The following is a 14,250-nucleotide window of genomic DNA, read 5'->3' as shown; positions in this document are numbered from 1 at the left end:
TTGTCTCCCTGGTCCACGGGTTCTCCGGCGTCGGTGTCGGGCTCCGGTCGGTCTGCGCAGGACCGGAGGACCGCCATGCCGGTGTTCAGGGTACTGGCAGGAATCTGAGGAGCATCTGAGCGGTAGGGGCTGGTGGGACGTTGGTCCCGGGTGGTTCTCGTCACGTGACGCCGATGTGGGCCTCGGCGGCGTGGTCGGTTCGCCTACGCCCCGTCGTAGACTGACGACGATGCCGTCTCGCAGCGGCGTTGCTAGGAGACATTGTTGTGACCGCCCCTGACGATGCCCACGCCGATCCCGGCGTGCCGCCAACCTCGACCGACGCTGCCGCGACCGTCGACACGGCGTCTGCCGGAACCCCGCCCGCCGGGACCGCTGTTCCCACCGACAATCCGGTGGCCGCCGGTGCTGCGTCTGTGGGGACGGCACGACGATCGAACGTCGCCGCGGTGCGCTGGGTGGGCGCGGTACTCGCCGCCGGATTGCTGGTCGTGGTCCTCTACGCGCTGGTGTCGGGTCCGACCCGCCACATCGAGCGCGGCGACCCGTACCCGGGTCTGACCACCGCGGTACTCGATGTGGCCGGATACTTCGTCGGCGCCACCCTTGCCGCGCTGTGTTTGGGAGCATTGGCGTTCGTGGTCGCCGGGTCGCGACCGGATTCCGACGGCATCATCGACGCCACCGTCTATCGCGCGCACCTTTTCGTCTCGCGCGCAACGGCGGTGTGGGCGATGGTGGCCTGGCTGATGGTCGGCGTCGCAGCATCCGACGGGTACGGTCTCCCGCTCGGCAAGCTCGTGTCGTCGGGAACCCTGTTCGAGGCGATCGGTATCAGCGAGGAGGCGGTGGCCTGGCTGGTGGTCGCGATCTTCGCCACCGTCGTTGCGATCGCCGTCCGATTCTTCCTGTCCTGGATTGCGTACGCGGTTCTGCTGATCCCCACCGGAATCGCCGTCGCCGCGTTGCCGATGGCCGGCAACGGTGCGCAGGGACCCAACCACGATTACGGCACCAGCCTGGTGATCGTCCTGGTGCTGGCCATGGCCGTCTCCATCGGATACCGCGTCGCGTACGTGGCCGCCCCGACCGTGATGCCCGAGGCCGACCGCGTGATCCTCGAACGCCGGCACACCTGGATCGTCGGCGTTGCCGATGTGCTGGCGCTGATCTCCGGGGTGATCCTGATCGCGTTCCTGGTGCCGGTGCGCTACCTGTTCACCACGACCTTCGGGGTGACCTCGGTGGTGATGGTGGTGGGGTTGATCGCGGCCACCGCGTCGAGCGTCGTCGCGCTGCGGTCGGCGCCGGGCGCGACACGGCTGTGGCGGATCGAGATGGCGGCCGTCGCGGTGATGGCGGCGGTGTACGTGTGCTGGGCGATCATGGACACCCGGGTGGCGCCCGGACTGCTCGCGCACCCGTTCACCGCGTGGGACGTGTTCCTCGGCTACGAGTTGCCGGGACCGCCGACCACGTGGCGGCTGGCCACCTTCTGGCGATTCGACTTCCTCGTCGGCACCGCGGCCATTGCCGCGGCCGTGCTGTACGGGATCGGGGTGTTGCGGCTGCGTCGCCGGGGTGACGAGTGGCCGTGGGGTCGCACCCTCTCGTGGATGCTGGGCTGTCTGGTCCTCGTCGTCGTGACCGGGTCGGGGGTGCGCGCCTACGGTTCGGCGATGTTCAGCGTGCACATGGCAGAACACATGGCGCTCAACATGTTCGCGCCGGTGCTGCTGGTGCTCGGTGCGCCGGCGACCCTGGCCCTGCGCGCTCTGCCGACGGCCGGTTCGCGCCCACCCGGGCCGCGCGAATGGCTGCTCTGGGTGCTGCACTCCAAGGTGACCAGAGTGCTGTCGAATCCGGCGGTCGCGTTGCTGTTGTTCGTGTTGTCGCTGTACGTGGTGTACTTCACCGCCATCTTCGGCACGTTTGTCCGCTACCACTGGGGTCACGTGCTGCTGACGATCCACTTCATCATCGTCGGCTACCTCTTCTACTGGGTCATCATCGGCATCGACCCCGGACCCCGGCGCATCCCGTACCTGGCGCGCATCGGATTGCTGTTCGCGGTCATGCCTTTTCACGCGTTCTTCGGTATCGCGCTGATGACGATGTCGTCGGTGACCGGTGGCGAGTTCTACAGCCAGCTCGGTCTGCCCTGGGTCACCGATCTGCTGCACGACCAGTGGCTCGGCGGGGCGATCGCGTGGGGCGCCAGCGAGGTCCCGGTGGTGCTCGTCGTCATCGCGATCGTGACGCAGTGGGCCAAGTCGGATCGACGGGAGGCACGCCGGGCCGATCGGCATGCCGAAACCTACGAGGACTCCGAGCTCGACGATTACAACAAGATGCTCGAGGAGCTGGCCCGGACACGTCGCTGAGGCGGAGCCGGTGCTGTGGCTGAGGCGGAGCCGGTGAATGTGTCGGGCCGGAGCCTGACTTGACCGTGACGGGACAATGGATTCATGCGGTGCGAGGTCGCGCGGGAGGCGCTGTCGGCGCGTGTCGACGGAGAACGGGAGACCGTTCCGTCGGCGCGTGTGGACGAACACGTGGCCGGATGCGCCGACTGCGCGCAGTGGTATCAGGCGTTGCAGCGTTTCACGATTCCCGAGATCGGTGAGCCGCTGCGGGTGGTGCGTGGTAACGAGGGCCCCGATCTCGTCGAGATGATGATCGCGGCGCGCGCAGACACCGCTGCGCCGCCGGTGCGGGGGAGCGAGAGTTCTTTGCGCACATGGTGGTTGATGGCCGGTGGTGCGGCCTTCGCGTCCGGTGCGTTGGCCGTGTCGATGGTGGTGACCCACGGGTCGGTGGTGACGATCTGCTTGTTCGTCGCCGCGATGCTGGTGACCGTCGGGTTGACGGTGCGCGCCCGGCGGTGACGTGGGCTGGCCCCCATCGGCGCGCCGTGTTCTTCCCGAAGTAATCCGTTCGTCCGCGGGAGATTTCCCGGGGAAGAACGAAACGCTGACGGAAGAACAGCGGGTGCCGCCCGTCAGCGTCCGTGGGAGCTGAAGCCGCTCAGCGTCGGGATTCGCCGAAGTGTTGCAGCCGCAGGCTGTTGGTGACGACGAACAGCGACGACAGTGCCATCGCGGCACCGGCGATCAGCGGGTTGAGGACGCCGAGCGCCGCGATCGGGATCGCGGCGACGTTGTAGCCGAACGCCCACACCAGGTTGGTGCGGATGGTGCGTTGGGTGGCCCCGGCGAGGCTGAGCGCGGCCGGTACGGCCCGGAGGTCGTCACGGACCAGGATGACGTCGGCGGCGCCGATCGCGACGTCGGTGCCGCGGCCGATCGCGAGCCCGAGGTCGGCGGTCGCGAGTGCCGGGCCGTCGTTGATGCCGTCGCCGACCATCGCGACCGAATGCCCCTCGTCCTGCAGCGCGCGCAGGGTCTCGACCTTCTCATCGGGCAGTACCTCGGCGATGACGTCGTCGACGCCCACCGCCTCGGCGACCGCACGGGCGGCGCCCTCGTTGTCACCGGTCAGCAGGATCGTGCGCAAGCCGGCGGCCTTGAGCGCGGCGATCGCCGTGGTCGCCGACGTCTTGATGGTGTCGCCGACAGCGATGGCCGCGGCGGGCACATCGTCGACGACGACGTAGACCACGGTCTTGCCCTGTGCTTCGGCGTCGCGTCGGGCGCGGGCCAGCTCGGCGGGCACCACCAGCGCATGCGAGGCCCATCGGGGCGAGCCGACGCGGACCCGGTGGCCGTCGACGACGCCGCTGACGCCACGTCCGGGTTCGGTGGTGAAGTCGGTGACCTCGGCGCGGTGTTCTTCGGTCACCGCGGCGGCGATCGCGGCGCCGACGGCGTGTTCGGAGGCCGCCTCGACCGCCGCGGCTCGTGCGAGGACCTCCTCGGCGTCGAATCCCGGTGCAGGATGGATCGATTCGACCGACAGTGTGCCCTCGGTGACGGTGCCGGTCTTGTCGAAGACGACGGTGTCGATCAGACGCGAGGTGTCGAGGGTCTGGTGGCCCTTGAGGAAGATGCCGAGCTGTGCACCGCGTCCGGTGGCCACCATCACCGCGATCGGTGTGGCCAATCCCAGTGCGCACGGGCAGGCGATGATCAGCACGGCCAGGGCCGCCGACACCGCGCGGTCGGCAGGCTGACCGAGACCGAGCCAGACGGCCAGGGTCACCAGGGACAGGGCCACGACGATCGGGACGAACACCCCGGCGATCCGGTCGGCGAGGCGCTGGGCCCGGGCCTTGCCGGACTGGGCCTCCTCGACCAGCCGCATCATCCCGGCGAAGGCGGTGTCGGCGCCCACCGCGGCGGCCTCGACGATGAGCCGACCGTTGAGGACGGTCGTGCCGCCTATGACGGCCTCGCCGGGGGTGACCTCGACCGGCCGGGATTCACCGGTCATCGCACTCATGTCGATGGCCGCGCTGCCCTCGATCACCAGGCCGTCGGTGCCGACGGTCTCGCCGGGCCGCACGACGAAGCGTTGCTCTTCGGAGAGTTCTTCGGCGGGGATGCGCATCTCGCGGCCGTCGGACAGGAGTACCGCGACGTCCTTCGCGCCGATCGCCGCGAGCGCCCGCAGTGCGCCACCGGCTCGTGAGCGGGCACGCGCCTCGAAGTACCGGCCGGCCAGGACGAGGACGGTCACACCGGTGGCGACCTCGAGGTAGATCGAGTCGCTGCTCCAGATGGCATCCCACACACCGTGGGTGGTGGCGTTGGGGTCGGTGGTGAACATGGAGTACAACGACCAGCCGGTCGCGGCCAGCACACCCAGGGTGACCAGCGTTTCCATGGTCGCCGCCCCGGTGCGCAGATTCTTCGCCGCGATCCGGTAGAAGGGCCAGGCACACCAGGTGACGATCGGTGCGGCCATCGCGATGAGCAGCCACTGCCAGCCGGTGAACCGCGTCGAGGGCACCACTGCGAACACGATGGACAGGTCGGCGAGCGGCACGAACAGCACCACCGCGACGGCCAGTCGCCGGAACAGGCGCTTCGCGTCGGCGGCGTCGGTGTCGGGAATCGTGGTGGGCACCTGCGGGCGGGGGGTCGCGCCGTAGCCGGCCTTGTCGACGACGGCGCAGAGGTCCTCGGTGCTCACCTGTGCCGGCGCCTCGATGGTCGCCACCCGCGTCGCGTAGTTGACCGACGCCTTCACGCCGTCGACCTTGTTGAGTTTGCGCTCCACGCGAGCCGCGCATGCCCCGCAGGTCATGCCGGTGACGTCGAGCTGACGCCGCTGGTCGATCGCCGGATCGTCGACCCCAGTGGCCCCGGAGTTCGCAGTGGCACCGGGGTTCGCAGCGGCACCGGAGTTCGCATCGTGGTGGGGATTCACGTCGTGCAGGGTGGTCACATCATCCTCGATCTCTCGCCTCCGGCGTCCCGGGTCACCTCGCCTCTCGGGACCGTCGGAGCCTCACGCACACTCGTCCTCAGGATAGGTCGGTGACGTACGCCGTCTGGTTCCCGACGAGTCGAGTGTTCTGCGTCACAGTGCGAGATGGAGGCGCGACGTCAGGACTCAGACCGATCGACGGTGCGGTGTAGACGCGGCGATCAAGTATTCGCGGGCCCGGGCGACGCGGGAGCGGATGGTGCCGATCGGGGTGCCGGTGACCTCGGCGGCCTCCTGATAGGACAGGCCGAGGATCTGGGTCAGGACGAGCGCTTCACGACGTTCGGCGGGCAGATCCTCGAGGAGGAGGTTCACCTCCACCATGTCCTCCCAGCGGGGACGAGAGGTGCGGGCCTCGGCGGCCGAGACCCAGTCGACGCCTGGGCTGACCCGCGGGCGCGACCGGTCGTGCCGGACCTCGTCGGCGCAGACCCGTCGCGCGATTGACAACAGCCACGTCTTGGCGCTGGCCTCGGCCCGGAAGCGGGAGATGCTCTTCATCGCCCGCAGATAGGTCTCCTGAGTGAGGTCGTCGGCGGTTCTCGCGTGCCCGAGGTGCGCGATGAACCGCCAGACGTCCTTCTGCGTGGCGCGGATGAATGCCGTCAGCGCCGCCCGGTCGCCGGTTGCCGCGCGCAACGCGGCTCGCGTCAACTCGTCGTCGGGGCAGACATCCATGGCGCACACCCTATCGGGTCGGCGAACCGTGTCCGGCGTCCCACCCGTGCATCGGTCATCGGTGCACGGCCGCCGCCCGGCATGCCCGCTGCGGGATGTCTCACCCCGGAGCACCCCAGTGGTGCAGCACCCCGGTGTAGCGCTTGGGTGGTGGCGAGGCGAATTCTCCGGACGCGGTACCGGTCCGCAGCCCCATTGCCGCCATCGCCGAGAGCATGCCGACCCCCGCGGCGACCCCGTCGACGACGGGCGCACCGATCTGCGAGGACATCCGCGCCGCCAGATCGGCCATGCCGGCACAGCCCAAAACGATGGCGTCGGAGCCGTCGTCGGCGAGTGCCTGCGCGCAGGCCTTGGCGAGGATGGCCTCGGTGTCGGGGTTGGATTCGAGGTCGAGCACCGGGATCTCGCATGCGTGGATACCGAGACAGCGATCGCTGAAACCGTAGTGCGAGACCAGATCTCGTGCCCTGCCGATGGTGCGCGACAAGGTGGTGACGATGGAGAACCCGCGGCCGAGGGGGGCCGCGAGATGCACTGCGGCCTCGGCGATTCCGAGTACCGGTGCGACGGCGACCTCGCGGGCCGCATCGAGTCCCGGGTCGCCGAAGCAGGCCAGCAGGTAACCGTCGGCGTCGGGGTGGGCGGCGATCGCATCGAGGACGCCGGGCACCGCGAGCGCCTCGTCGTAATGACTTTCGATGGATTCGGGGCCGGTTGCGGAGGTGACCGCGACGATCTCGGCGTCGGCCCGTGCGACGGAGCGGGCGGCGGCAGAGATCACCGCGGTCATCTCTGCGGTGGTGTTGGGATTGATGACGACGAGCCTCATGGCAGCGAGTTCACCATGTCGATCGGTCCCGCTGCCACCGGCGTCGTCATGTTGTTGTCAGGGACGCGGTGCCCCCGTCGTCCTCGCCGTCGCCGACCGAGACGGTGGTCGGCTGGTCGTCGAGGCTCATCGTGCCGTCGGCTGCCACCGAGATGTCACTGGTCGAGTGCGCGGTGACGCCACCCGGAGCCGCCGCACGCCCGTACACGAATTCGTTGGGCGCCAACCGCATTCCGAGGTAGTAGATGACCAGCCCGGCGCCCGCGCCCATGAACCAGGTGAAGCTGGCCTCGTAGGCGGTGCCCCAGATGACGAAGGAGATAGGCAGGATCGAGGCGAGGATCACCGAGATCACCGCGACCGGATTCCAGCCGTTGCGGTAGAAGTAGGCGCCTTCGGGCTTGCGGGTGAACAGGTCGTCGACCACGATCTGTTGCTTTCTGACGAGATAGAAGTCGGCGATCAGGATGCCGAACAGCGGTCCGATCACCGCGCCGAGCGTATCCATCGTGTAGTGGATCGCGCTGGCGTTGTTGAACAGATTCCACGGGGTGATGAGCACCGAACCGACCGCGGCGATCATTCCGCCCATCCGCCAGGTGATCTTGGTCGGTGCGACGTTGGAGAAGTCGAAGGCGGGGGAGACGAAGTTCGCGACGATGTTGATGCCGATGGTGGCGATGGCGAAGGTCAGCACGCCCAACACGGCGGCGGTGGTGTTGTCGATCTGGTCGACGATGTGGACCGGGTCGGTGACGATCTTGCCGTCGCTGTCCCGGCCGATCACGGTGGCGCCGGCCGAGACCGTGCAGACCACGAGGAGGGAGAAGAACAAGAAGTTGACCGGCAGACCCCAGAAGTTGCCCTTCTTGACCTCACCGAAGGTCTTGCCGTAGCGGGAGAAATCGCCGAAGTTGAGCATCGGGCCCGAGAAGTACGACACCACAAGGGCGAACGCACTGATCATCGCCGTCACCGACGCCCAGCCGGTGGTTCCCGACCCTTCCGACAGATCGAAGTGGACATTGCTCCATCCGGCCTTGACGATGAGGTACGCCGCCAGCGCGATCATCACGACATACACTGCAGGACCGCAGAAGTCGATGAACTTGCGGATGGTGTCCATGCCGTTCCAGAAGACGATCGCCTGCAGCACCCACATCAGGACGAAGCCGGCCCAGCCCAACGGCGACAGACCCAGGAACGAGTGCGTTCCGGTGTCGCCGTACTGCTCCAGGGACGGCCAGAACTTCAACGCCAGCAGGCCGAAGGCGACTGAGGCGAGATAGGTCTGGATGCCATACCAGACCACCGCGATGACACCGCGGATGATCGCCGGGATGTTGGCGCCCTTGACGCCGAAGCAGATTCGCGTCGTCACCGGATAGGGCACGCCTGCTTTCTGCGAGGGCTTGGCGACGAGATTGCACAGCAGATTGACCGCCACGATGCCGACGAGCAGTGCCACGAGGACCTGCCAGGCGGCGATGCCGAGCGCGAAGAGGCTACCCGCGAACACGTATCCGCCGACGCTGTGTACATCGGACATCCAGAACGCGAAGATGTTGTACCAGGTCCACTTCTGCTCTTTGAGCGGAGCGAGGTCCTCGTTGGTCAGAGATGGGTCATAGCCGGGCTTGATGACACTGTCGCCCGCGGCGCTGTGATGCGTCTGCGCCGCAGCGGAGTCGGTGGTTGCGGACATGGGATTGGCTCCTCACACGAATGGTTGAGGAACAACCTACGAACGCATTGTTACCCGACGATTACTCGACGGATATATTCTCCCCGGCCGTCAGGTGATTCGGCGGCGGCGCTCCTCGGCATTCGGTGGCGCCAGCGACACCTCGGGTTCGATGCCGCGGAATTGTTCGAGACCCTCGATTCGGGGGCCGTCCTTGGTGGCGTGCTCCCAGAGCTGATTCTGCAGCGCCGTGGCCTTCGCCGCGACCGCGCGTGCGGCTTTCTGTGTGGCCTCGGTGACCGAGGCGGCCAGCTCGTCGGGGGTGACGGTGTGCAGATCGTCGAGGTCGATGTGGGTGTCGATGACCACGCCGCGGGCATTGACCCAGATACGGACGTGCTCGTCGGATGACCACGCGTCGGCGGTGAGCGCGCGCAGACGCTCGGTGATCGCGGCGGTCTCGTTGCGGAATCGATGAACGCTGCCGGCGATCTCGTCGATGATCGATTCGAAGTCGAGAGGCGAACCCATGGCCGCCATTGTGCCCGGTGCGGCCGAACCGGGCGACCTGCCGCCGCCACGTCGGTGTGTTAGCTTCGATAACCAGTTGTGAGACGTGAATTCGACTGTGGGGGAAGAATGTCCGATTTCTGGATGCGGCCGGAGTTCGCCGGCGCCGCCGATCGGTTCGCCGAGGCCGCGAGCAGTATGTCCGAGCAGTCCGCCAAGCTCGACGAGGGCGGCGCCCCCTGGGGTGAGGACAAACTGGGCAGTGCGTTCTCGTCGAAGTTCGTGCCCGACCTGCATCAAGTACTGACCAACCTGTCGAACATGGCGACCAAGCTGAACAACGAGGGCGAGGCGGTGACGCGGGTCGCCGAGTCGGTCACGCGGGCTGATCAGGGTTTTGGTGGGTGATCGCGCGCGCCGTGGGGCGCGGCGGTGACCATCGGGTTGCCGGGCTGGCTGACGTGGCTCGGCGACAAGATGGGCGAGAAGTTCCCCGACGGTGACGAGGACGCGCTGCGCCGGCTCGCGCAGCAGTTCCGTGAGGTGGCCGACGGCCTGGAGTCGGAGTCGCTCTCGTCGACGCGCACGGCGATCTCGACGGCGCTCGACAACATCGAAGGTCGTACACGTGAGGCGATGGAGACCGAATACTCGTCGCTCACCTCGGGGGACGCGTCGATCCAGACGCTGGTCTCGCAGGTGCGGTCGTTGGCCGACGGCTTGGAGAACATGGGCACCGAGGTCCAGTTCACCAAGGAGATGTACATCGCGAACCTGATCGTGCTGGCGGCCACGATCGTCACGTTGATGGCAACCGCATGGCTCAACTGGTCGGCGCCGGCCGAGGTGGCGGTGGCCATCACCGCCACGCGCGCGGTGATCACGCGACTGGTGCTCGAGACGCTCGGGCGCATCGTCAGTGAGCAGGTGGCGCGCGTGATCGCCGACATGGCGTTCAACATGGTGGTCGGCGCGGCCCTGAACACCGCGATCTCGTCTGGCATGGATCTGGCCGTGCAGGGAATCCAGAACCTGCAGGGCACACGGCACGGGATCGATTGGGGCCGTGTGGGTGCCGACGCCGAATCCGCGGCCATCACCGGTGTGCTCGCCGGCGGTGTGGGGGCAGGTCTGGGACGGATCGCCCCGAACGTCGATGGGGTGATCCGCAACTATGCGCAGGGTGTGGTGGCCAATACCGCCGGAATGGTTGGGGCGCAAGAGATCACGACCGGACATGTCGACCTCGGGTCGGCGGTACAGGCCGGGATGGTGTTCGGTGGTGTCGATGCGCTCGGCCGAAAACTTCATGCCAACGCGCCCGACACCGTCGGTGAGCAGCCGAATTCAGGTCTCGCAGAAGGCGAGTTGTCGCCCGATCTGATGGCCGAACTCCACCGGGACGGGGCTTCGGTGGACACCGCAGGCGACACCGCTGGGGCACAACCGGAGTCGGGTACGACGGCAACTGGTTTCGAGAATCACGAGGCCGGTGACAGCACGGCTTGTGGTGTGCAGGAGTCAACGGGGGGAACCGATTCGGGCGGGCGCGCCATCGAGTCGGCCCCTCACCCGCCATCCGATGCCGGCGCGGGTGATCGGGGCGCCGCGTCCGGTGCATCGGCGGCGGGCCCGGCAGTGGCGTCGACGGCGTCGTCGGCATCCGGAAGTGGTACGGCGACGGCGGGTGACGCCCGGTCGGCGGGGGTGGCACCGAGAACGGATGCTTCGCCGCGTCCGAGTGCTTCGTTGACGTCGGGCGCGGACGGCGCCCGGTCGGGCGGGGGTGCGGGCACCCCGGTGGCCCGCATCGCCGATTCTCCGGTCACGCCCGTGACCCGATCGGAACCGGCTGTCGGAGCGGTGCCACCGGAGGGGGAGCGGGGCACGCCCGTCACCGATGTCGGTGGTGCGCAACCGACGCCGACGCCCACGCACGTGGGCGGCGATGAACCGGCACCCGGCCCCAGTGACCCACGGGCCGCGAACACGCCGACCGCTGATGAGTTGGGTGGCCCGAGTGGCACGAGCGCCGAACCGGACGACCGCGCCGGATCGGCCGGCACACCGCCTCCCGCGACACCCGCGCCCGACGCGCCGCCGGGTCGTGCCCATTCGACGGAGACGGCCGCAGACTCGGAGAGGTCCGGCGGTACGAGCCGGGACACCGCTCAGGTATCGAAGGACCCTGCCCGCCAACCGGAATCGGGAAAGAAGGCGCCGGAGCCGCGGACACAGGAGCCGCGGCCGTCGGGGGTGCCCGAGGAGCTCGGACGGCCACAGGCGTCGGACATCGACGGAGGGCGGCCGTCGCGTTCTGCGGGTGAGCCGGTAGCCACGGCGAAGGGCGACGGCGGCAACCCGCAGGCGGGCTCCGACGTCACAGACCGGGGGCTCGTGGGAGGTGGCGTGGCGCCCGATGGCCACACCGCGGCCCACGACGCCTACGAACCGGAGTCGGGAGCGGAGACGTGTGCCGCCGACGTGCTCGACTACCTGTCGGAGACGACCGGGCATGAGTTCGTGCTGCCCAACGAACCCACCGCGGAGGGGATCGCTGCGCGCGATCTGTTCGAGGCGATCGGCTCGGAGGCTCTGCCGGACTCGTACGCGCGTATCCACGACACTCTGCTCGACCTCGGTGACGGTGCGCAGGCGCTCATCGCGTCACGGTGGGCCGGCGATGCGGAGGGGCTGGGCGGACACGCATACGTTGCGGTCAACGATGGCGGGGCCGTCCACCTCGTCGACCCGGTGACCGGGGCGCGGTCGGGGTGGCCACCGCATTGGGGTGAAGAGAACGTCGGCATCGTCGTGGCGGGCTACTTCCACCCGGACGGTACTGCGGTTCACCCGTTGTTCGGGGAGGCAGGCCTGCATGCCGCGCTCGAGGTCGGTGAGGTCGGTGCCGGCCCGCGGTCACGGTGGATCGACCCGGGGCGTGGCGAGCCGGTCAGCGTGATCGAGCGGCGCGATCTCGGCGTTGGCGTTGACGGGACGCCGGTGCGCGAGAGGATATTCGATGAGTGGACCGCTCGTATTGAACCCAAACTGGATCCGGACGGGTTGGGAACGGAGCATGCCGATTACCGGGAGGTGGCCCGTCACGAGCGTGAACTGGAGTATCCAGTGGGTGCGCATCCGGTGTATCCGGAGAATCGGGTGATCGAGACGGTGACGGGTGTGGGTGGCAATGAGCTGACGTTGACCACCGCGTTCGGGGAGAACGGTTTGGAGGTGCCGGTGGGTGGCAAGGTGGTGATTGGTGAGGTGTTTGATCGGGTGGATCGGCCGGGTGCGGAGGTGGCGGCGCAGAGGGAGGCTGCGCGGGGGCAGGGTGTGCAGGAGGTGTTCGACACCGATCAGGGTGGGCATGTGTTCGGTTTCCGGTTTGTTTTGGCGCAGGGGTTGCGCAACATGTTCGCTCAGGATGGGCATTTCAATATGACGCCGTATCGGGTGATGGAGAATGAGTGGTCTGATTTCGCCCGGTACGGGGCGCGGGTGGAGGTGACGATCGACCTGGATGCGCCGGTGGTGGGGGAGAGGCCGGAGGAGGTAACGGTCGCCGGTAGAGCCTATTCGGCTGCGTCCGGTCGGCCATTACTAGGAGTTAAGCTCGGTGATACCTTCGACAATAAAAGTCGGCAAACCTATACTCGTCAGTACTATAAGCGCGAGATCTTGTCCAGGATCGAAAGGGCGGATGCGATATGACTGGAAGCGACTCGCTAACAATGTTGCTCGAACGTCTTGGTGCTCAAATAGGTCAAATTGTCGTGGACAGTTCGGGTGAACTCTCTGATGGTCCTTGGGACAGGTTCGTCTGGGTCGGACACTTCGATCCTGGCCATTCTCGTTGGACTGATATTGCCCTCTTTGAGGGACGGGTAATTGATGATCGGTTCGCGGATTTGTCGATGGTTGATACAAAGCGCGTGTTAAGGCTTGTTAAAGAGCTTCGCCAGGATTACCCGGTTCCCTTCTGGTTGTTTGATGCGTTGGTGTTGGTGGTGGATCGGGAGTCGGGTCGGGGTGTGGTGCATGTGTTGTGTGGTGATGTGGCCGCGGATTTTGAGGCGTCGATGGGGACGGCGGATGTGGTGCAGGATCGGGCGGTGGCGATGTTTGGGGATTTGGTGGAGCCGTCGGTGGTGTGTGGTCGGCCGATTGTGGTGGCTGATGGTGCGTCGGCGGTGGATCGGGTGGCGGCGTTTGTGGCGGTGAGTCCGGTGTTGGGGTTTGTGGTGGAGGATGCGGTGGTGTCTCGGGTGGATGGTGGGTGGCGGGTGTTTGTGCGGGATCGTCCGGGTGAGGTTCGTGTGGATCGGACGTATTTTTTGGTTGGTGATGATGGTGGGGTGTTTCCGGTGTCGTCGGGTGAGCTGCCGGCGGATGCGGTGGCCAGGTTGTTGGGCCGGCGGTAGCTCGGCTTCGTTGGCAGGTGTTTCTCCGAGTTCGTTCTCGAATGCGGTGCACTATCTTCCCCCAGGGTGTGAACGTCACTATCGCTCCGATTCGTGTGATCGAGAACGATTGGTCTGTTATCGCTCGGTATGGGGCGCGGGTGGGGGTAAAGATCGGGTTGGATGCGCCGGTGGTAGGGGGAGAGGCCGGACGGAGTTGCCGTTGATGGGGTGGCTTACTCGGCGAGATCGAATGTTCTGTTAGAAGAGGTTGATCTTAAGCATGAATTCGATAATGATTCGTCGCAGCGGTACAAGCGGCGTTATTACAAGAAGGAGATCGTGGCAGTTGTTGCGGAAGCGGAAGCGGGTGAGCGTTGATGTCTGAACCGGAGGATGGTTTGCGGCGGTTGGGTTCTCAGCTGGCGGATATTGTGGTCCATTCGACCGGGTACTTGGCGGAGGGGCCGTGGGACCGGTATATGTCCATTGACCATTTTGAGCCGGGGCACACCGTAAGCACGAGGGCGGCGTGGGCGGGTGGTGAGCGAATCAGGCATCGGCCAGTCCAGATTTCGATGCCAGATTTTGAGCATTTCAATACGGTTGTGGAGGATTTTCGCCGCGATTTTCCGGTGCCTTTGTGGTTGTTTGATGCGATGGTGGTGGTGGATCGGGAGCCGGTGCGGGGTGTGGTGGGGTTGACCCCGTTTCCCGGACATCTTGATGGCCAGTGTGAGGCTGGCGGG

9 protein-coding genes and 2 pseudogenes are annotated in these 14,250 nt (G+C 66.9%); 6 read left to right on the top strand and 5 right to left on the bottom strand.

The features are described from left to right. Window positions 1-266 precede the first annotated feature (266 nt). A complete protein-coding gene (locus P3L18_RS17110; RefSeq protein WP_276114752.1) occupies window positions 267-2,384 on the top strand; it encodes a cytochrome c oxidase assembly protein in 2,118 nt (705 codons plus the stop codon). An 84-nt stretch (window positions 2,385-2,468) separates the two neighbouring features. Then, window positions 2,469-2,576: pseudogene (locus tag P3L18_RS28450) on the top strand (zf-HC2 domain-containing protein); the annotation flags it as partial. 451 nt (window positions 2,577-3,027) lie between these two features. Here P3L18_RS28450 and P3L18_RS17100 read toward each other — a convergent pair. The 5 genes from P3L18_RS17100 to P3L18_RS17080 all read right to left on the bottom strand — a co-directional run bounded on the left by P3L18_RS17100 (window position 3,028) and on the right by P3L18_RS17080 (window position 9,116). Next, window positions 3,028-5,349 (bottom strand): heavy metal translocating P-type ATPase, encoded by a 2,322-nt coding sequence (locus P3L18_RS17100; protein WP_276114750.1) that lies wholly within the window; start codon window positions 5,347-5,349, stop codon window positions 3,028-3,030. Between the two features lie 168 nt (window positions 5,350-5,517). Beyond that, window positions 5,518-6,069 (bottom strand): sigma-70 family RNA polymerase sigma factor, encoded by a 552-nt coding sequence (locus P3L18_RS17095; RefSeq protein WP_276114749.1) that lies wholly within the window; start codon window positions 6,067-6,069, stop codon window positions 5,518-5,520. Window positions 6,070-6,169: 100 nt separating this feature from the next. Beyond that, window positions 6,170-6,901 (bottom strand): aspartate/glutamate racemase family protein, encoded by a 732-nt coding sequence (locus tag P3L18_RS17090; protein ID WP_276114748.1) that lies wholly within the window; start codon window positions 6,899-6,901, stop codon window positions 6,170-6,172. Between the two features lie 46 nt (window positions 6,902-6,947). Next, a complete protein-coding gene (locus P3L18_RS17085; RefSeq protein ID WP_276114747.1) occupies window positions 6,948-8,606 on the bottom strand; it encodes an NCS1 family nucleobase:cation symporter-1 in 1,659 nt (552 codons plus the stop codon). Window positions 8,607-8,696: 90 nt separating this feature from the next. Further along, on the bottom strand, window positions 8,697-9,116 hold the full coding sequence (locus tag P3L18_RS17080) for a YbaB/EbfC family nucleoid-associated protein (protein ID WP_253194050.1): 420 nt from the start codon (window positions 9,114-9,116) through the stop codon (window positions 8,697-8,699). Window positions 9,117-9,224: 108 nt separating this feature from the next. Between P3L18_RS17080 and P3L18_RS17075 the strand changes: the two genes are divergently transcribed. The 4 genes and pseudogenes from P3L18_RS17075 to P3L18_RS17060 all read left to right on the top strand — a co-directional run. After that, window positions 9,225-9,503, top strand: coding sequence for a hypothetical protein (locus tag P3L18_RS17075; protein WP_079930683.1), 279 nt, complete (start codon window positions 9,225-9,227; stop codon window positions 9,501-9,503). A 24-nt stretch (window positions 9,504-9,527) separates the two neighbouring features. Next, window positions 9,528-12,812, top strand: coding sequence for a toxin glutamine deamidase domain-containing protein (locus P3L18_RS17070; RefSeq protein ID WP_276114746.1), 3,285 nt, complete (start codon window positions 9,528-9,530; stop codon window positions 12,810-12,812). Beyond that, a complete protein-coding gene (locus P3L18_RS17065; protein WP_276114745.1) occupies window positions 12,809-13,522 on the top strand; it encodes a hypothetical protein in 714 nt (237 codons plus the stop codon). The genes P3L18_RS17070 and P3L18_RS17065 overlap by 4 nt, the downstream gene beginning before the upstream one ends. 359 nt (window positions 13,523-13,881) lie before the next feature. Further along, window positions 13,882-14,250 (top strand): annotated as a pseudogene (locus P3L18_RS17060) (hypothetical protein); the annotation flags it as partial.

The sequence above is a fragment of the Gordonia sp. N1V genome, from assembly GCF_029269935.1.
Taxonomy (GTDB): Bacteria; Actinomycetota; Actinomycetes; order Mycobacteriales; family Mycobacteriaceae; genus Gordonia; species Gordonia polyisoprenivorans.
Note: the sequence above shows the minus strand (reverse complement) of the source record. Positions and strands in the feature narration are given on the sequence as shown.